This window comes from Clostridium sp. KLE 1755 (assembly GCF_000466465.2).
Lineage (GTDB): Bacteria > Bacillota > Clostridia > Lachnospirales > Lachnospiraceae > Eisenbergiella > Eisenbergiella porci.
Genome location: NZ_KE992745.1, coordinates 49,163 through 66,463, shown reverse-complemented (window position 1 = coordinate 66,463; position 17,301 = coordinate 49,163). Strand labels below are relative to the sequence as shown.

The following is a 17,301-nucleotide window of genomic DNA, read 5'->3' as shown; positions in this document are numbered from 1 at the left end:
AACATATACGGCCGGGGGCGGTTGTGCAAACAGTCCCCGGCTGTTTTCAAATCACCAGAAAGGATTGAAAAAAATGAAGGGGAATTCGTTGGGTTATAGAATCAAAAAAGACTTTCAGCGAAACTGGTCGTTGTATCTGCTGGTTTTACCTGTAATTATTTTCTATGCAATTTTTATGTACAAGCCTATGTACGGCGCAATTATTGCTTTTAAGGACTATACGCCGGCCAAGGGCGTGTTCGGAAGCGAATGGGTGGGAATGGAAAACTTTACCAGGTTTTTCAGCAGCCCTTATTTCGGAAGGCTTCTGAGAAATACCCTGCTTTTGAGTATTTACAGTATTATTTTCGGTTTCCCTGCGCCTATTATCCTGGCGCTTCTGCTGAATGAGGTGAAAGGGAAAAAGTTCAAAAAGGTCTCCCAGACGATTACCTACCTTCCCCACTTTATATCACTGGTAGTTGCCTGCGGTATGATCAAGGATTTCTGTCTGACCACGGGACTTTTTAATGATATCATCGCATTGTTCGGCGGAACGAGGGTTCCCCTGTTGCAGGATCCGGCCTATTTCCGTACCATTTACACGGTGTCCAGCATATGGCAGGAGGTGGGCTGGGGCTCCATCATCTATCTTTCCGCATTGTCGGGCGTGGACAGCCAGCTGTATGAAGCCGCCTCCATCGACGGAGCGGGCAAATGGAAGCAGCTGCTGCACGTAACCCTTCCCGGCATCGCGCCGACCATCATCATCATGTTAATTCTGAGAATGGGCTCCCTGATGAGCATGGGCTATGAAAAGACGATCCTGCTGTACAATCCGTCTACCTATGAAACCGCAGATATCATTTCCTCCTATGTATACCGGGCAGGTCTGATTGAACAGGACTGGAGCTATTCTACGGCAATCGGTCTGTTTAACTCTGTGATTAACTGTATTCTGTTGTTTGTGACAAACCAGATTTCCAAACGGACAACAGAGAGCAGCCTGTGGTAAGGAGGGAATAAAATGAAGATTAAAATGTCTCGCGGAGAGAAAATATTTCAGGTAGTAAATTATTTTGTCCTGTCGATTATCGTTCTGGTCTGCCTTTACCCTATGTGGCATGTGGCCATGGCCTCCTTCAGCAACAGTACACAGCTGATGGCCCATTCCGGTTTTTTGTTGAAACCGATGGGATTTAATATGCAGGCTTACTTAAAAGTGTTCCAGAATCCAATGATTCTGAAAGGCTATGCCAATACATTGTTTATCCTTATTGTAGGTGTTATACTTGACTTGATCATGACAGCGCTTGCCGCCTATTTCTTTTCCAGAAAGGGCGTGATGTTTAAAAAGCCTCTTATGCTGCTGATTCTGTTTACCATGTTCTTTTCAGGCGGTATGATTCCTTTTTACCTTACCCTGAAGGATATGCATATGATCAACAGCAGATGGGGACTGATTGTTCCTTTTATGATCAGCACTTACAATATGATCATTCTGAGAACAAGCTTTGAATCCATCCCTGACAGTCTGACGGAGGCGGCCAAAATTGACGGCGCAGGCCATATGACCATTCTGTTCCGCATTATTCTGCCGCTGTCCAAGGCGATTATGGCAGTTATGGTGCTTTATTACGGCGTATCCATATGGAACGGATGGTTCTGGGCATCCACGATTTTAAGGGACAGGGAGCTGTATCCTCTGCAGGTAATCCTGAGGGAAATATTGATATCAAATGATATACAGGCGATGAACGGAGGCGCTGGCGGAGACGCCGAAGCGATTGCGCAGAGTATTAAATATGCTACGATTATGGTGGCTACCGTGCCGATTCTTTTTGTTTATCCGTTCCTGCAGAAGTACTTTACTTCCGGTGTTATGATCGGGGCAGTGAAAGAATAACGGTGTGCTGTGAGGAGGCAGGAACTCCCGCAGAATGCCGAAAAAACAGGGAGGAATACTGGGATGATACGGACAGAAGCATCCGGAATCACACTGAATTTGAATCAGGATACGCTGCATGTGGAAATTAAGGCAGGCGTATCGGAATGGAAATGGGCGGAGAACTTCCGCCCTGTCATTGTGACGCAGGAGGAGGTCATTGATTTTTCGCGCTGGCAGGAGATTGTACATGAAACGTTTGAAAGCGGCGTGGGAAAGGGAATCCGTTCCTCTTACCGGAAGCTGGACGGGGCGGAGGATTCTTATGCTTTCGAGACTTCCGTCTGGGTGGAGGAGATGGAAGAGGACTGTCCCGGAAGTTCGGCGAAGCTGTTTGGCCGGGTACATTTTGAATGGATACCCATTTGTGAAAAAGGGCTTTCCGTCAAAGAGGTGAGATGGCCGGGATGCATGGAATTTGACAGCCCGTCCCAGGCCTGGCAGACGCTTGTAAATGAAGGGCAGGGGCTTCTGATCCCCAACACCTGGGAAAATGAGGCAGGCGCTCTTTCCTTTAACGGAAGATTTCTTACGGCTGGGGGCTATATGCCCTGGTACGGCCAGGTGAAGGATCGGGCAGGTTATATCGCGATTGCCGCCACACCCTGGAATGCGGGCGCGTGGCTGGAGCATCCGGCGGGCGGCCCGTATACCCATATCGGGACATGGTGGGAGCCGAGCCTTGGGAAAATGGATTACAGGCGCTGCATGGAATACATATTTGCCCAGGACTGCGATTATAATGACCTGTGCAAGATTTACAGAAGCTATGTGAAGGATACCGGGCTGTTTGTTTCCCTTGCGGAAAAGGCCGCCAGAGTCCCTTCCGTAAAAGATCTGGTAGGCTGCAGCATCATGCACTGCGGCATCAAGACCAACGTCAATCCGGAATCGGATTTCTTTGATAAAGAGGATCCGGAGAAAAACAACCATGTCACCCTGTTTTCCGTCAGGGAAAAACAGATGGAAAGCCTGAAGGGCATGGGTGTGGAAAAGCTGTTTCTGCATCTGGACGGCTGGGCGCAGCCCGGCTACGACAACCAGCATCCTGACTACAGGAATGCCTGTGCGGAGGCCGGAGGCTGGGAGGGCATGAAGAGCCTGGTGGATACGGTTCACCGCTGCGGATTTTTATTCGGAATCCATGATCAGTACAGAGACTATTATTTTGACGCTAAGACTTATGACGAAGAATATGCCACCAGGCTGCCGGACGGGACCATACCGGCGCATAAGCGGTGGGCCGGCGGGCCGCAGACTTATCTGTGCGGCACCCAGGCGCCTTATTATGTAAAACGTAATTTCCAGGATCTGTTCCGTCATGGAATTAAGCTGGACGGAACCTATCTGGATGTATTCACCTGCAATGAAGGGGATGAATGCGACAATCCCAGGCACCGGATGACCAGGCGGGAATGCTATGAATACAGGAAAAAATGCTTCGACTGGCTGCTGGCCCGCGGGATTCTTACCAGCTCGGAAGAGGTTTCCGACTGGAGCATGCAGAGCCTGATATTCTGCCATTATGCGCCTTATGCGTTCATGCTGAAGGCTCCGGGAACACCCAGGGAAGGGATTCCCGTGCCGCTCTTTAACCTGGTATATCACGACTGCGTGCTGGAGCCATGGATGATGGATAAGCCCGATGGCAGCGAGGATATGATGGGCTATGCGCTTCTGAACGCGGGCATGCCTTATCTGATCCGGGACGGCGCTTATGAAAATACGGACGGATCCTTTACGGACAGCTCAGGCATGGGGATTGAAGAGATGATTGCCCGCTGTAAGGTGGTGCAGGAACTTCATGAAAAGCTGGCTTTCTGTGAGATGACCAGACATGAGCTGCTGGATGATACAGGAAAGAAGCAGCGCACCGTATTTTCAGACGGAACGTGTGTGAGCGTGGATCTGGAGACCGGGGAATATGAAATTTCAACGGCGCAATGAGACAGTGAAGCCGCCTTCGCTCTGATGGAGCGGTTTACGCATTTATTTTAAATTATGAAAACAATGGCCGCAGACCTTGCCCTGGCAGAATTGATATGCCAGACAGGTAGGCGGCTGTTTTGTATGGTATTGACGCAAAGAAAACACCCAGCAAAGAAAATATCCCGTTTGGTGTTTATTTATGATATAATGTCGGCGTAGACGACATTATATCTGCGCATACTGGTTTCTGCGCCTGCCGCAGAAAACCAGGCGCTGAATTCCGCCGGAGGCTCATATCCGCGGAGCGGATATGATATAATGTCGGCGTAGACGGCATTATATCTGTGCATAAAAGTAAGGAAACACTAAAAATGGATATACAAAATCTGAAGGACCCCCATATTGCCGTAATTTCAGACATACACGGCAACTATGTGGCGCTGGAACGATGCCTGGACCATGCAGCTTCCAATCAGGCGAATGCGTATCTTTTTCTGGGAGATTATGTGAGTGAGCTTGCCTATCCGGAAAGGACCATGCGGCTTCTGTATGAGACAGCGCAGAAATATCCCTGTATGTTCATCCGGGGTAATAAGGAGGACTACTGGTTCCAATTTAGAGACAGGGGGGAGACAGGCTGGGAGTATGGGAACTCCACCAGCGGCGCTTTACTGTATGCATACAGGTCGCTCACTTCCCGTGATTTTGACTTCTTTTCCCAAATGCCGGCTTCCCGGAAGCTGCTGCTGGAGGGATTCCCCGGAATTACGGCCTGCCACGGTTCCCCTTTCCGGGTAAATGAAAAAATGCTGCCGGAGGATGAGAATACCCTGCAGATAATGGAACGGACGCAGACACCGCTCATCCTGTTCGGGCATACACATGTGCGGACACGGATTGCAGGGAAGGACAGGCTTGCCATCAATCCCGGCTCTGCGGGAATTTCATATCGAAGCGGCGGGAAGGCGCAGTATCTGCTGCTTCACGGAAGGAACGGCGGCTGGGAGGAGGAGCCGGTCAGCCTTCCCTATGATACGGACAGGGTTATCCGGGAGCTTCATGAATCCGGCCTGTATCGTCACGCGCCCTATTGGTGTGTGGTTACGGAGAACATTCTGCGGGGCGGGGAGCTGTCCCATGGAACCGTGCTGGCAAGGGTGATGGAGCTTTGCACACAGGATACCGGCAGCTGCAGCTGGCCGGATATCCCGGAAAAATATTGGGAAAAAGTAATAGCGGAACTGAAATTGGGAAATGAAGGAAAAAGGAGGCAAAAGGATGGAAGAAGTAAAGGTGGTAAAGATTTTTACGTCCCAGGACAATCTGCAGGCGGAAATGATTCTGGATACCCTGAAGCAGAACGGGATACCGGCCTACAAGAAGGATGCCGATGAAAGTGGATTTATGAATATTTACGGAGGCAATTCCATGTGCGGGGAAGAGATCTATGTGGCGGAGACGGATGCGGAAAGGGTAACGCAGATATTACAGGAAATGGGATTGGAGTGATTGCAGGATGGAGCTTATGGAACTGCTGGAAGGAAGACGTACCTACAGGCGTTTTTACCAGAAAGAAATCAGTGAAGAAATTATAGGGGAGATTCTCCGTGCGGCAAGGCTTTCTTCAAGCGCCGCCAATAAACAGCCTTTAAGCTATGTGGTAATCAGAAGTGCGGATAAGGTAAATCAGGTTTTTGACTGCACCAGATGGGCGGGCTACCTTAAACCGGAGGACGGACAGCCCGGGGAGGATGAGAAGCCGGTGCTGTTCATCGCTGTGGTGGAGAACCTGAATATCAATCCTGACTGTGATACGGACGCAGGGCTGGCCATAGCAAATATGACTCTTGCCGCCTGGAACCGGGGCGTGGGAAGCTGTATTATCGGCGCCTGCAATAAGCCGCGGCTGTCAGAAATGTTCGGCCTGACTGAGGAGCAGAAGCTGCATACGGTAGTGGCCTTCGGTTACCCCTCCCATAAGAGCCGCATTGAAGAGATAAAGGACGGGGATATCAGGTATTATCTGGATGAAAACCGGGACTATGTCGTGCCCAAACGGCAGCTGGAGGACGTTGTAACCTATATGTAGCCAAATGCGTCAGGCGCGCGTCCGGGTATCGTCAGGAGAAAGCTTACAGGCAAAAGGCTTACAGACAAAAAGTGTATAGACAAAAAGCAGGCAGCTGTAATGGCTTAGGGCGGAGAAGGTGAAAAATGGAGATTTATTATGTTATCTGCAGGGCGCTCTCCTGGGGGCTGCTCATTGGATTTTTCCTGGGCGGATTTAAGCTCATGGCAGGCAGAAAAGAATATACGGAAAAGCAGGTCAGGGCATCAAAGCTTCTGCTGGCTAAAATTACAGGAGTGGTAAAATACCTGACGATCCTCACCCTTATCCTTGGGCTGCTGTGGTGTGTTTATTTTCTGATCCTGGGCTGCGCAGTACCGGAGCAGGCGGAGTATGCCACGAATATGTCGCAGCTAATCGTGTCTGTACTTACAGTCATTTCTATAATATTTGCTTTCCTGGAATTTGTGCGGCGCACAGATGACAGGTGAGTGTGAGGTATGGCAGCTGATACAAATGCTAAATACCGGCGGGCGGCGAATTTGCGTTGCCTGCCGGTATTTTTATATTTGGAAGGGCAGGTTGTGTACCTGCCGGATTTCCTGTTACTTGGGAACGGATCCGCTGCTGAAAGACATTGACATCCACTTTTAAGAAAAGTTTAAGTATTTTATTTTTCTTAGTACTTGACAATGCATAGTAGTATGCATAATATAGTAATCAAAGGAGGATTTCCCATGAATCCACAATTTAAAAAGGGCGTGCTGGAGCTGGTGGTCCTGGAATCGGTGAGGAAGAGGGATATGTACGGCTATGAGCTGGTGGAGGAGGTCTCCAAGGTGATAGACGTAAATGAAGGCACCATATATCCTCTGCTGAAGCGGATGACCAACGAGCGGTATTTTGAGACATACCTGCGGGAATCCACAGAGGGTCCGCCGAGAAAATATTATCATCTCACGGCGGCAGGAGTACTGTACCGTGACAGCCTGGAGAAGGATTGGAACGAGTTTCAGGAACGTGTATGCACTTTTTTGAGGGAGCATGCCGATTGATGCAGTACCATGGACCGATGGTGATACACAGGCAAACCGGTGATGCGCAGGAGGTAAATCCTCTGCTCGTCAGAGGACAGGAGGATTAGAAATGAATAAGTCAGAATTTTTAAATGATTTAAAGAAGTATCTTACTATACTGGAAGACAGGGAACAGGAAGATATCCTGGAGGAATATGCCCAGCATATTGACATGAAGTTAAGCACCGGCCTGAGCGAGGAGGAAGCGATACGGGACTTCGGCAGCGTGGAGGAGCTGGCGGCCCAGATCCTGGAGGCTTATCATGTAAAGCCGGAATATCAGACTGTGAAAACGGAAAAGAAGCTGCCGGATATGACCGGGGTCACTCAGGAGGGAAAACGGCTGTGGGGTACGGTCAGTCATTTTTTCAAAGGGGCTGCAAAAGCGGCGGGGGATCTGGGAAGGACCTGCTGGAAAAAGACGAAAGCGGCAGCCCTGTGGGTGGTACATATTTTAGGAGTGCCTTTTATCTGGCTTGGGAAACGGCTGAAGGGACATGAGAAGCATACGAAGGAGGATTTTATGGCAGAAGACGGACGGATTGCGGTAAGTGAGAGCGGATATAAAAAGAGAGGTCCGAAAGGAGTGCTTCACTCCTTTGGAAGCTTCCTGGGACGGATTTTTTCCGCGTTGTGGTATTGCTTCCTCTGGTGCGTCAGATGGGGTTGGAACTGCATTATGATTATGACGGCTTTTTTTGGAGGGCTTTGCTGCATGATGCTGTTGTTTCTGTTTGCAATGCTGCTTGTGTGGCTGGTTCAGGGATATCCCCTGGCGGGAGTTACGCTGGCGTGCTTCGGCGGTGTGCTTTGCACAGGCGCTTTTACCCTCCTGTGCACCACCTTCCTTATATTAAAGAAAAAGAAAGACAGAATGGTTCAGGAAGAAGAAAGACTTGAGGAGGTGCGCAATGCGTAACAGTCAAAAGATTTTAATTGGTATTTTCTGCCTGGGGATTGTCCTGGCCGGAGCCGGAACAGGAATGGCGTTCCTGGAATTTTCCACCTTCACCTATGCCGGGGAAAAGGAAGCGGGAGAAATGGACAGGAAAACCCTTACCCTGGATTATGCTTTTGAGGCGGCTGCGGAGGAACCCCTTACGATTGGCAGGAACTATGGGAGATATGCCAATAACAATGAGGTGATTGAAAGTGAAGCGGTTCCAGAGAACACGGTGCGTTTCCTCGTTACCTATAATGCAAATGTGGTGCAGCCATATTTAAATTCATATGAAATGGATGATGATTCCGGAGAATACGTGAGGGTGGACTGGAACTATATAAATGATGAATTTAAGAGCTTTATGACCTGTAAGGATGATTTGCTGGAAGGGATCAGGAACCGGGAAATTGCCTCTTACCATGTGACCGGAATTGAAGAGATCAGAATCATGGTCAACCCTGCCTCCAGAGAACTGGTTCAGATTGACTGACGGGCCTGTGTACCGTATAATCTTTTTACGGGAAAAAGAAAAAAGGTGCTGCTGACAGGGTATTGAGAAAATAAACGGCTGCCGGCAGACTGATATTCCCATAAAAGGAGAATTGCAATGGCAAAATTACGCAAAATGTTAGGAGCAGCCGATTCACCGTACATCCTGTCGCTGATGAGCCTGATCGAAACGCAGAGCAAAACGACGATAGGGGACTGGTGCGTGGACTATGCTGAAAAATATATCCTCAATATTTATGAAAAGGCCTTTCCGGAGGATGACCGTCTGCGGCTGGCAGTGGAGGCATACCGCAGTTACCGTAAAGGGGAACTGAAGCTGCCGGAGCTGAAGAAAGCGGCGGCGCTGACGGTACAGGCGGCTAAGGAAGCGGAGAAGAACCCCGCGGCCCAGGCGGCGGCCAGGACCATCGGACAGGCCATCGGCGCGGTGTACACGCCCACCCATTCTCTGGGCCTGGCTTTTTACGGGGCGGCAGCCATCGCATACGACCGCGTCGGCCTGGAAGAAAAACCGGAGGTATACGATCGGATCGCCGCACAGGAATGCGCAAAGATGGAAGAAGCGCTGCGTGCTTGTATGGTGGAGAATGAAAAGAATCCCGCCAAAATAAAATGGTACTGCTAAAAAAGACAGCCTGCATTAGGGTACAGAAGGAATTTGTACGGCAGGCAGTATTTTTCCAATATCTGAAGCATAAAAAGAGGATGTTTTCCCGATTGGAAAAGCATCCTCTATACTTTACTGTGTTAAAATCTGTTCCTTGGCACACTCTATTATATATTTTAGCACATGAGAAAAATAAAGTCTAGTATTATTTCCTGTTTTGAGTAAAATATTCTTATGGCTGGTAACAGTCCGGCACCGTCCGGGCTGTTGCCAGAGAATGGCAGATTTTTTTCTGACACAGATAACGGCACAGGAAAGGAGCGGAACATGGATCCGGAAGTGAAGAGTACGGCCCTGAAAACTTCAAAGCGGGAAGAGGAAGCGTATCTTGCCAGAACGCTGGCAGTGGTTCACGACAATGTGGAAAACTACGGCAGGGAAGTGGCACGCATGCAGGCCAACATCGATGAAATGCTGGAGCATTACCACGATAATGATGCAGAGGTTTACACGATCCTGAATAATACGATTACACTGCATGATCACATGAAGCGGGCGTTGGCAAGAAATGAAAAGGCCATGAAGAAACCATATTTCGGCAGAATCGTTTTTCGTGACGAGGCGCTTAACAAGACCGAATCCCTCTACATCGGCCGCGGCGGGATATCGAAGGATACCACCCACTGGATGGTAGTGGACTGGAGGGCGCCGGTGGCGAATGCCTACTATGAAAACGGGCTGGGAAAGTGCAGTTATCCGGCGCCGGACAGCGGGCATAATGCACTGAAGCGCATAAAAATCGACCTGAAGATGAAGCGTACCTATGAAATTGAAGACGGAAAGCTTCTGGATTATTACGATTCCGAGGTGGTTACCAATGACGAGCTCCTGACTAAATACCTGGCAAAGAACAAGCAGGCGGTACTGGGAGAAATCATAGCGACCATCCAGAAGGAGCAGAACGACATTATCCGTAAAACGCCCCACCACAATGTGATCGTACAGGGCGTGGCCGGTTCCGGGAAAACAACGGTAGCCATGCACCGGATTTCCTATATCCTCTATAACTACCAGGAACGGTTCCGGCCGGATGACTTCTATATCGTGGGAAGCAACCGGATTCTGTTAAATTATATCACCGGCGTGCTGCCGGATCTGGATGTATACGGAATCCGCCAGATGACGATGGAACAGCTTTTTGTAAGGCTTCTGTACGAAGACTGGGATGAGAAGAAATACCGCATCCGGGAAACGGATAAGCTGGGGAAAACCGGCTGTGTCCGTGGTACCTCACAGTGGTATGGCGAGCTGGCGGACTATTGCAGGAGACTGGAATGGGAGGTAATACCGAGAGAAACCATTTACCTTAATCCCAGGCAGTTTGTGGAAGGCCTGCGTGACGGAAAAGCAGGCGTATACGATGAGACGGAGGGCAAACCGGCCAATCCCAAAGACCTGGTGGAGCTGATGTCCAGGGACGCGGTGGAGCGCTACATCAGGCAGAACCCGACGATATCCGTCCAGAGCAAAATCGACATGCTGAACGAACGTCTGCTCAATAAGGTGAAAGAGGAGTTCCTTGGAAAAGGCGTGAAATATACGGAAAGCGAACGAAAGGCCATAACCCGCGCGTACCGCTCCAGATACGGCGCCAGGGTGTGGAAGCGTTCCATTTATGATATATACCGGGATTTCCTCACGAAGCAGGCGGCGAAGGGATATGAGGTGGAGATCCCGGAAAAGGAATTTGATGTATACGACCTGGCGGCCCTGGCTTATATCTATAAAAGGATAAAAGAAACGGAGGTAATCAGCGAGGCGCACCACGTGGTAATCGACGAGGCGCAGGATTTCGGAATGATGGCATACTGTGTCCTGAAATACTGTATCAGGGAATGCACTTATACTATTATGGGGGACGTGTCCCAGAATATCCATTTCGGCTACGGCCTGAATGACTGGGAAGAACTGAAGGAGCTGCTTCTTCCGGATCCCCAGGACAGCTTCGGCGTATTGAAAAAAAGCTACCGGAACACAGTGGAAATATCGGAGTTCGCAACGAATATCCTGCATCATGGACGTTTTTCCAGCTATCCGGTGGAACCGATTATCCGTCATGGGGATCCGGTGAAGGTGTCCGAAGTCACGGATACCGCCCTGCTGATGAAAAATGCGGCCAAGGTCTGCAAAGACTGGCAGGCGAAAGGCTTTGACACCATTGCAGTGGTATGCAGGAACCGGGAAAAGGCTGCTGCTGCGGCCAGAGAATTGGAAAAATACATCCCCATCGTGGAAAGCGATTTGGAGAAGGCTGAATTCAGCAGCGGAATCATGGTCCTTCCTGTGGAATATACGAAGGGACTGGAATTTGACGCAGTGCTCATCCTGGATCCCACCAGGGAGGAATATCCTGTGGATGACGGACATGCAAAGCTTCTGTATGTGGCGGCGACCCGTGCGCTCCATGAGCTGTGCGTGCTGCACCAGGGGAATCTGACAGGCCTGATAGCGGATCCTCTGCCGGCTGACGCCGCCAGGAAAAACGGCGGAAGGAACCTGCCTGAACAAGCAGGGCAGGCGCCTGGCGTGCAGCCGAAAGATAAGCTGAGAAAACCCGCATCTGCAGGGACAGTCCCCAGAAAGCGGATATCCATTGTAAGAAATACGGGCCTGGAAGAAAAACAGCAGGCAAATACGGGATTGGCAGAAGGGCAGCAGCGAAATCCGGCCCGGCCTTCGGCTTCATTTCCGGAAAAACGGGAAAGTGGAAGCATCAGCAATGCTTCAGTAAGGAGCCTGCCGGATACAGGAAGAAAAGCGTCCGCAGGCATACAGAACAATGGAAGCACAAACGGAAGCCTGCGCCCTCCCTACAGCATTCCCAAGGCTCCGGCCCGGCCTGCTGCCAGTAAGAATACAGGAAGAATTGATTTCGGGGATATGCCAGCTACTGAAAAACTGCGGCCTGCCGGACATTCCAGGATTGATCTGGCAGTCAGGTGGGTGAACAAGCGGCCGGACGGGCTTTATCTGCAGAGCCGGTATGGCGTGCTCCGCCTGAGCCCGGTGGGAAGCGCCATTGTGCGTGTCACCTTTACCAAAGGCATGCAGCTTGCGGAGGAAACCAACCCGAATATCGCGGTAAGGAGAATCGAAAAGTCCTGGAAATACAAAGAAATGGGAAATATCGTGGAAATGACAACCGATGAGCTTTGCCTTCAGGTAGATAAAGCAACGGGAGCGATACGTTATCTGACCCGGGATAAAAATCTGCTTCTGTCGGAACGGAGTAAAGAAAGCAGACAGATAGAAAGCGGATCCGGCCCTGTGAACCGGGCATGGCTTTTCCTGGACTGGCCGAAGGGGGAAGCGCTGTATGGGCTTGGCGCGGGAGATAAACCAGGCATCAAGCTGCGCGGCACTGCAAGATATATATCCCATGATGGCGGAAACGAACTGCCGCTGCTTCTGTCGGATAATGGCTACGGCATCCTGGTTGCCACGAATAAACCGGTTATCTGTTGCGATATTTCAGTCTATGGTTCCTATTTGTGTGCGGAGGACGAACAGCAGCTGGATTACTATTTTATTGGCGGAAAGAAACAGGTGACAATAATGAATGCCTATGCTTATCTGTGCGGCAGGCTGTAAGGGCTTTGGCTGCAAAGCATGAAACTGGACAAATAAATGAAGCCGCCAGGAAATCCCGCCGCAAAATGGCGGACGCTGGTTGATGATTGAAGTAACAGACGGCAGTATCCTGGAGGATGTGAAAAAACTGATTGATGTCCGGATGGGAAGAAAATAATATCATGGCAGGCGGTTCATTTGCGCCTGCCTGTTTGTTGTTTTATACTGTGTAGTTCACAGAAATTAGGCAACATTAACGTAAGGACTTTTAGGGCTAATAAATAAATTAACATGCAAAAAATAAAATTGAACAACAAAAATGCAGTAAAACTAAATTATTATAGGTAAATAAACAATTCTTAAAAATTTATTAATTTTTTAGTGACAAGCATTTAAAATTAGTGCATAATTTGTTTGTCATTGTATGGTGAAATATTTTTTCACCATATAAGACAGAGCAGCCGCTGCGTGGTATTTAAGCACAGACAGAAAAGGAAAACAGCGCCAGGCAGGCTGAATTTGAATAAATGGAGGGTTCATTATGGAGAATAAGTACTATGAAATGAATATCGCCGGCTGTATCAGGAGGCTGCCCCGTATCCGTATCACGGACAATATGGAGATTGCAAGCTTTGTTCTTCTGGGAGATGCGGAGCTTGTGGTAAAGGCATCTGCCGAGCTGGTGAAAAGAGTGCCCGAGGTGGATTACCTGATTACTGCTGAGGCGAAGGGAATCCCGCTCGTTCAGGAAATGGCACGTATTCTTGAAATGAAACGTTATTTTGTGGCGAGAAAGAGCGTAAAGCCCTATATGATAGATCCGTTTGTAACGGAGGTTTATTCCATTACCACGCAGAAAAAGCAGATTCTCTGTCTGGACAGAGAGGAGAGCAATATGATCCGCGGCAAGAGAATCCTCATCGTGGATGATGTTATCAGTACAGGCGAATCCCTGAAGGCCATGGAATCCCTGGTAGAAAAGGCCGGCGGTATCGTTGCCGGTAAGGCGGCGATTCTGGCGGAGGGTGACGCTGCAAAGCGTAAGGACATCATTTATCTGGAGTCCTTCCCGGTATTTCCGGTGACAGCATCCAGATAAAAAGGTGCATCGGAGGGTGTTTCTTATATTTGCCGTCCGGTCTGCACAGCCTGCATAATTTCCTGCGCATAAAAAGTGCCCTGTAATGGTTTTGCAAACCGGTGTATGGGGCACTGAAAAATTGAGGAGAAAATAAGTGGATTACGTAGTAAATGATATCAGTTATAAATATACGCCCGATGGGAAAGAGGTTCTTAAGAAGGTAAGCTTTACGATAGAAAAAGGAAAGGTTACCGCAATTGTGGGACCCAGCGGCTGCGGAAAGTCCACGCTGGTCCAGATTTTCAGCAAGGTCATTCCCAAGCTGATCGGCAACGGCGAGCTGCAGGGAACCTTTGATGTGCCGGAAGGGACCTTTGTCAGCGTGGTCAGCCAGTCTCCGGAGAACCAGCTTTTCGGTTACGGCGTGGAGGATGCCATTGCATTCGGTATGGAGAACCTGGGACTGCCTCAGGAAGAAATTATGGAACGTATGGAATATGTCCTGGATCTTCTGAATCTCCAGTATCTGAGAAACCGAAGCGTGGCAAATCTCTCAGGCGGCCAGCGGCAGGCGGTATGCATTGCCTCCGTACTGGCGATGGAGCCGGATATCCTGATTATGGATGAACCGGTAAGCTCCCTTGATCCCAACGGCAAAAAGATGGTGCAGAGTATTCTGGGCCAGCTGAGCATTAATGGAAATACAACGGTTCTCGTAGACAATAACCTGGTTTGGTCCGCGGGAATTGTGGATCATGTGATCGGCCTGCTGGACGGAGAAGTGGTATTTGACGGCAGCAGGGATGATTTTTTCAGGGATTTCGAACTGCAGGAGCGTCTGGGAGTCATCATCCCTCAGGAAGTGGAAATATACCGGGAATTATCCCGCCATTTTCCCGGCCTGGACCTGTTCTACACGGTGGAAGAGGGAAGGAAGCAGATTGAAAAACTGATCTGCAGCAAAGAGTTTACCAATACGGAAGTCAGCGAGGAGGAAAAGGAGCCAATTATCACAGTGCACAATCTGGGCAAGACCTTCAGCGACGGCTTCCATGCACTGATCGATGTGAATGCAAATGTAGCCAAAGGAAAGGTGGTTGCCATCCTGGGACAGAACGGTTCGGGCAAAACCACCTTTGTAAAGCATCTGAACGGCCTGTACAAGCCTACGGAAGGAGATGTGCGCTACAGGGGAGAATCCATCATTCATAAGACCGTGGCTAAAATTTCCAAAAATATAATTCTGGTATTCCAGCATCCGGAGCATATGCTTTTTGAGGAAACGGTGGAAAGAGAGCTTACCTTCTGCGCGCGTATGCAGCAGGTGGATTTTTCCGAAGAGCAGATTACGGAGGTGCTGAAAGCATATCACCTGGAGGAGGAACGGGAGACCTTCCCGCTGAATCTTTCCATGGGGAAAAAGCACATGCTGACTATACTTTCCGTCCTTTTTTCAAGCGCGGATGTCATTGTTCTTGATGAGCCTACCCTGGGTATGGATGGTTTCCTGATAAAAGAGCTTGCGGATATGATCAAAAGACTTTCCGGGGAAGGAAAGACTGTAATCATGATCAGCCACGAGATACCGCTTGTGTTTAAAACGGTGGATGAGGCCATCATTTTGAATCAGGGGGAGAAAATTTTTGAAGGATCCAAGGACGCGCTGGCCCGCAGAGATGATATTTTTGAAAATATCAATATCCAGCTGCCGCCGGTGGTACAGCTTTCCAAGGAACTGGGGCTGGATGAAATCTGCTATAATGTAGAGGATTTCGCAGCCGGGGTTGTGGAAAGAAGCCGCTTAAAATAGGACTTTGAAAAGAAATAGATGCCCGTTTTGCGGGCGTAAGGAGTGTTGGAATGGATTATTTACAGTATGTAGATGCGGACTCCCTGCTGCACAGGCTGGATCCCAGAACAAAATTTGTATTCTTTCTGGTCATGGCGGTTTTGACCAGCGTAATCAAGTCGGGAGTGGCGCTGCTTTTCCTGTTTGCTTTTTTCATAGCGATGTGGTGTACCTGCAGGATTCAGAAGTATATTCTGGTGCTGGCGGGGAAGCTGAAGGTGCTGCTCGCCTTTATTTTTCTTTTGTGGCTGATTCTGGGGCTGTTTGAGACTCCGGCGGTTCAGGGCGGTCCCATATTTTTTGAAACAATGATTCCTTTTGTGAACGGGCAGAGTATTCATTTCTGTTTTGACTGGTATGATTTGTATAAGGGCGCAGTGTATTCCCTGCGTATTTTCCTTATGATTTCATCCTTTTATACGGTGCTTCTGACCACCAACTTCAGTGAAATCATTCTGGGACTTCAGAAATGGAGAATATCTTATGCGCTGGCCTTCGGCATCGGTTTGATTTTCCAGATCATTCCCATGATCATTACCGAACTGAATGCCATTATGGAAGCACAGAGCTCCAGAGGGCTTGAGATTGAGGACTGCGGCTGGGTGACCAAGGTGAAGAATTATGTGACATTTTCCCTGCCCCTTTTATTCCGTGTTATCAGCAAGGGACAGGCGATTTCCCTGGCAATGCATTATTATCAGCTGAATTTCGCCGTCCGCAGATCTACCTATAAGGGGATTAAGGCGACCAAATATGACGCATTATTTGTAGCGGCCAATGCGGTGGCTATAGCGATTACGATTGTACTTCGGATGCAGTTTTATATTCCTGTTTAAAAACAGGAGGTTAATAAAGCATGCTGCCCCAGGCAGCAGAATGGAGGACGTATGATTAAAAAATGGGAGAACATGACAAGAGATGAAATCGCAGCCCTGGACAAGGATAAGTCCATTGTCCTTCTGCCCACTTCCGCGACAGAGCAGCACGGAGCGCATCTGCCGGTAGGCACGGATGCCATTATTCTTTCCACGCTGGTGGACAAGATGGTAAATGAATGCGAATTTGAGGCAGGAAACCTGATTTTTGCACCGCAGCTGAATGTGGGAAAGAGCAATGAACACATGGGCTTTGCAGGAACGATTACTTTCGGGACCCAGACCTATTATTCCCTGCTCCATGATATTGCCACAGCAATTTGCGCAAGCGGTTTTAAGAAGCTGGTGCTTTTCAACAGCCATGGCGGCAATACGGATATGCTGAATATGATCAGCCGTGATTTGCGTATTGATCTGGGGCTGGATGTATTCGTATTTGACTGGTGGTTCACGCCATTCTGGAACGAGGGCCTGCAGGGGCTTCAGCAGTCCGGAAAGTACGGTGTTTTCCATGCCTGTGAACTGGAAACTTCCCTGATGCTGGCGGCAAGGCCGGAAACCGTACATATGGAACTGGCTGTGGACGAGGAGCCTGCGGACTGCTTTAAGGGAGAGAAGTATGTAACTGTTTTCGGTCCCATCAATGCGGGCTGGAAGACAAAGGATGTTACCAACAGCGGCGTAATTGGCGCACCTACCTATGCCACTGCGGAAAAAGGTCATAAGCTTTTTGATTACGCGTGCAAAAAGCTTCTTGATATATTAAATGAAATTGCAGACATAAACTACTAATTTTTACCTATGAGGAG

Annotated in this window: 17 protein-coding genes; all 17 read left to right on the top strand. The window is 49.2% G+C overall.

Annotation, left to right across the window (positions count from 1 at the left end):
• Positions 1–73: 73 nt before the first annotated feature.
• The 17 genes from HMPREF1548_RS21455 (at position 74) to HMPREF1548_RS21380 (ending at position 17,284) form a co-directional block, all read left to right on the top strand.
• A complete protein-coding gene (locus HMPREF1548_RS21455) occupies positions 74–994 on the top strand; it encodes an ABC transporter permease (RefSeq protein WP_021638685.1) in 921 nt (306 codons plus the stop codon).
• A gap of 12 nt (positions 995–1,006) precedes the next feature.
• Positions 1,007–1,885, top strand: a complete 879-nt coding sequence (locus HMPREF1548_RS21450; protein ID WP_021638684.1) for a carbohydrate ABC transporter permease — start codon at positions 1,007–1,009, stop codon at positions 1,883–1,885.
• A gap of 63 nt (positions 1,886–1,948) precedes the next feature.
• Entirely contained in the window at positions 1,949–3,871 is a 1,923-nt protein-coding gene (locus HMPREF1548_RS21445) for a DUF5696 domain-containing protein (protein ID WP_035323313.1), read from the top strand.
• Between the two features lie 353 nt (positions 3,872–4,224).
• Complete coding sequence (locus HMPREF1548_RS21440; RefSeq protein WP_021638681.1) at positions 4,225–5,247, top strand: metallophosphoesterase family protein; 1,023 nt, start codon at positions 4,225–4,227, stop codon at positions 5,245–5,247.
• Entirely contained in the window at positions 5,189–5,362 is a 174-nt protein-coding gene (locus HMPREF1548_RS30665) for a putative signal transducing protein (protein WP_242991503.1), read from the top strand. The genes HMPREF1548_RS21440 and HMPREF1548_RS30665 overlap by 59 nt, the downstream gene beginning before the upstream one ends.
• 16 nt (positions 5,363–5,378) lie before the next feature.
• A complete protein-coding gene (locus tag HMPREF1548_RS21430; protein WP_276945972.1) occupies positions 5,379–5,942 on the top strand; it encodes a nitroreductase family protein in 564 nt (187 codons plus the stop codon).
• A gap of 125 nt (positions 5,943–6,067) precedes the next feature.
• Positions 6,068–6,412 (top strand): hypothetical protein, encoded by a 345-nt coding sequence (locus tag HMPREF1548_RS21425; protein ID WP_021638679.1) that lies wholly within the window; start codon positions 6,068–6,070, stop codon positions 6,410–6,412.
• Positions 6,413–6,658: 246 nt separating this feature from the next.
• Positions 6,659–6,976, top strand: a complete 318-nt coding sequence (locus HMPREF1548_RS21420; protein ID WP_025489540.1) for a PadR family transcriptional regulator — start codon at positions 6,659–6,661, stop codon at positions 6,974–6,976.
• Between the two features lie 91 nt (positions 6,977–7,067).
• Positions 7,068–7,916, top strand: coding sequence for a DUF1700 domain-containing protein (locus tag HMPREF1548_RS21415; protein ID WP_021638676.1), 849 nt, complete (start codon positions 7,068–7,070; stop codon positions 7,914–7,916).
• A complete protein-coding gene (locus HMPREF1548_RS21410) occupies positions 7,909–8,430 on the top strand; it encodes a hypothetical protein (protein ID WP_021638675.1) in 522 nt (173 codons plus the stop codon). The genes HMPREF1548_RS21415 and HMPREF1548_RS21410 overlap by 8 nt, the downstream gene beginning before the upstream one ends.
• Positions 8,431–8,547: 117 nt before the next feature.
• Positions 8,548–9,075, top strand: coding sequence for a putative immunity protein (locus HMPREF1548_RS21405; protein WP_021638673.1), 528 nt, complete (start codon positions 8,548–8,550; stop codon positions 9,073–9,075).
• Between the two features lie 309 nt (positions 9,076–9,384).
• A complete protein-coding gene (locus tag HMPREF1548_RS21400; RefSeq protein ID WP_035323309.1) occupies positions 9,385–12,708 on the top strand; it encodes an ATP-binding domain-containing protein in 3,324 nt (1,107 codons plus the stop codon).
• Between the two features lie 52 nt (positions 12,709–12,760).
• A complete protein-coding gene (locus HMPREF1548_RS29650) occupies positions 12,761–12,865 on the top strand; it encodes a DUF3788 family protein (RefSeq protein WP_146045394.1) in 105 nt (34 codons plus the stop codon).
• A 363-nt stretch (positions 12,866–13,228) separates the two neighbouring features.
• Positions 13,229–13,786, top strand: a complete 558-nt coding sequence (locus HMPREF1548_RS21395; RefSeq protein ID WP_021638669.1) for a phosphoribosyltransferase family protein — start codon at positions 13,229–13,231, stop codon at positions 13,784–13,786.
• A 136-nt stretch (positions 13,787–13,922) separates the two neighbouring features.
• Positions 13,923–15,578 carry an ABC transporter ATP-binding protein gene (locus HMPREF1548_RS21390; RefSeq protein WP_021638668.1) on the top strand — a complete coding sequence of 552 codons (1,656 nt, stop codon included), beginning with the start codon at positions 13,923–13,925 and terminating at the stop codon, positions 15,576–15,578.
• A 50-nt stretch (positions 15,579–15,628) separates the two neighbouring features.
• Positions 15,629–16,453 (top strand): energy-coupling factor transporter transmembrane component T family protein, encoded by an 825-nt coding sequence (locus tag HMPREF1548_RS21385; RefSeq protein ID WP_021638667.1) that lies wholly within the window; start codon positions 15,629–15,631, stop codon positions 16,451–16,453.
• A gap of 51 nt (positions 16,454–16,504) precedes the next feature.
• Positions 16,505–17,284 (top strand): creatininase family protein, encoded by a 780-nt coding sequence (locus tag HMPREF1548_RS21380; RefSeq protein WP_021638666.1) that lies wholly within the window; start codon positions 16,505–16,507, stop codon positions 17,282–17,284.
• Positions 17,285–17,301: the final 17 nt, after the last annotated feature.

Excerpts from the sequence above, each read along its gene's own strand:
- HMPREF1548_RS21400 (WP_035323309.1), top strand. The coding sequence starts at position 9,385 with ATGGATCCGGAAGTGAAGAGTACGGCCCTGAAAACTTCAAAGCGGGAA.
- HMPREF1548_RS21380 (WP_021638666.1), top strand. The coding sequence starts at position 16,505 with ATGATTAAAAAATGGGAGAACATGACAAGAGATGAAATCGCAGCCCTG.
- HMPREF1548_RS21430 (WP_276945972.1), top strand. The coding sequence starts at position 5,379 with ATGGAACTGCTGGAAGGAAGACGTACCTACAGGCGTTTTTACCAGAAA.
- HMPREF1548_RS21445 (WP_035323313.1), top strand. The coding sequence starts at position 1,949 with ATGATACGGACAGAAGCATCCGGAATCACACTGAATTTGAATCAGGAT.
- HMPREF1548_RS21425 (WP_021638679.1), top strand. The coding sequence starts at position 6,068 with ATGGAGATTTATTATGTTATCTGCAGGGCGCTCTCCTGGGGGCTGCTC.
- HMPREF1548_RS21440 (WP_021638681.1), top strand. The coding sequence starts at position 4,225 with ATGGATATACAAAATCTGAAGGACCCCCATATTGCCGTAATTTCAGAC.
- HMPREF1548_RS21420 (WP_025489540.1), top strand. The coding sequence starts at position 6,659 with ATGAATCCACAATTTAAAAAGGGCGTGCTGGAGCTGGTGGTCCTGGAA.
- HMPREF1548_RS21450 (WP_021638684.1), top strand. The coding sequence starts at position 1,007 with ATGAAGATTAAAATGTCTCGCGGAGAGAAAATATTTCAGGTAGTAAAT.
- HMPREF1548_RS21385 (WP_021638667.1), top strand. The coding sequence starts at position 15,629 with ATGGATTATTTACAGTATGTAGATGCGGACTCCCTGCTGCACAGGCTG.
- HMPREF1548_RS21395 (WP_021638669.1), top strand. The coding sequence starts at position 13,229 with ATGGAGAATAAGTACTATGAAATGAATATCGCCGGCTGTATCAGGAGG.
- HMPREF1548_RS21405 (WP_021638673.1), top strand. The coding sequence starts at position 8,548 with ATGGCAAAATTACGCAAAATGTTAGGAGCAGCCGATTCACCGTACATC.
- HMPREF1548_RS30665 (WP_242991503.1), top strand. The coding sequence starts at position 5,189 with ATGATTCTGGATACCCTGAAGCAGAACGGGATACCGGCCTACAAGAAG.
- HMPREF1548_RS21415 (WP_021638676.1), top strand. The coding sequence starts at position 7,068 with ATGAATAAGTCAGAATTTTTAAATGATTTAAAGAAGTATCTTACTATA.
- HMPREF1548_RS21455 (WP_021638685.1), top strand. The coding sequence starts at position 74 with ATGAAGGGGAATTCGTTGGGTTATAGAATCAAAAAAGACTTTCAGCGA.
- HMPREF1548_RS21410 (WP_021638675.1), top strand. The coding sequence starts at position 7,909 with ATGCGTAACAGTCAAAAGATTTTAATTGGTATTTTCTGCCTGGGGATT.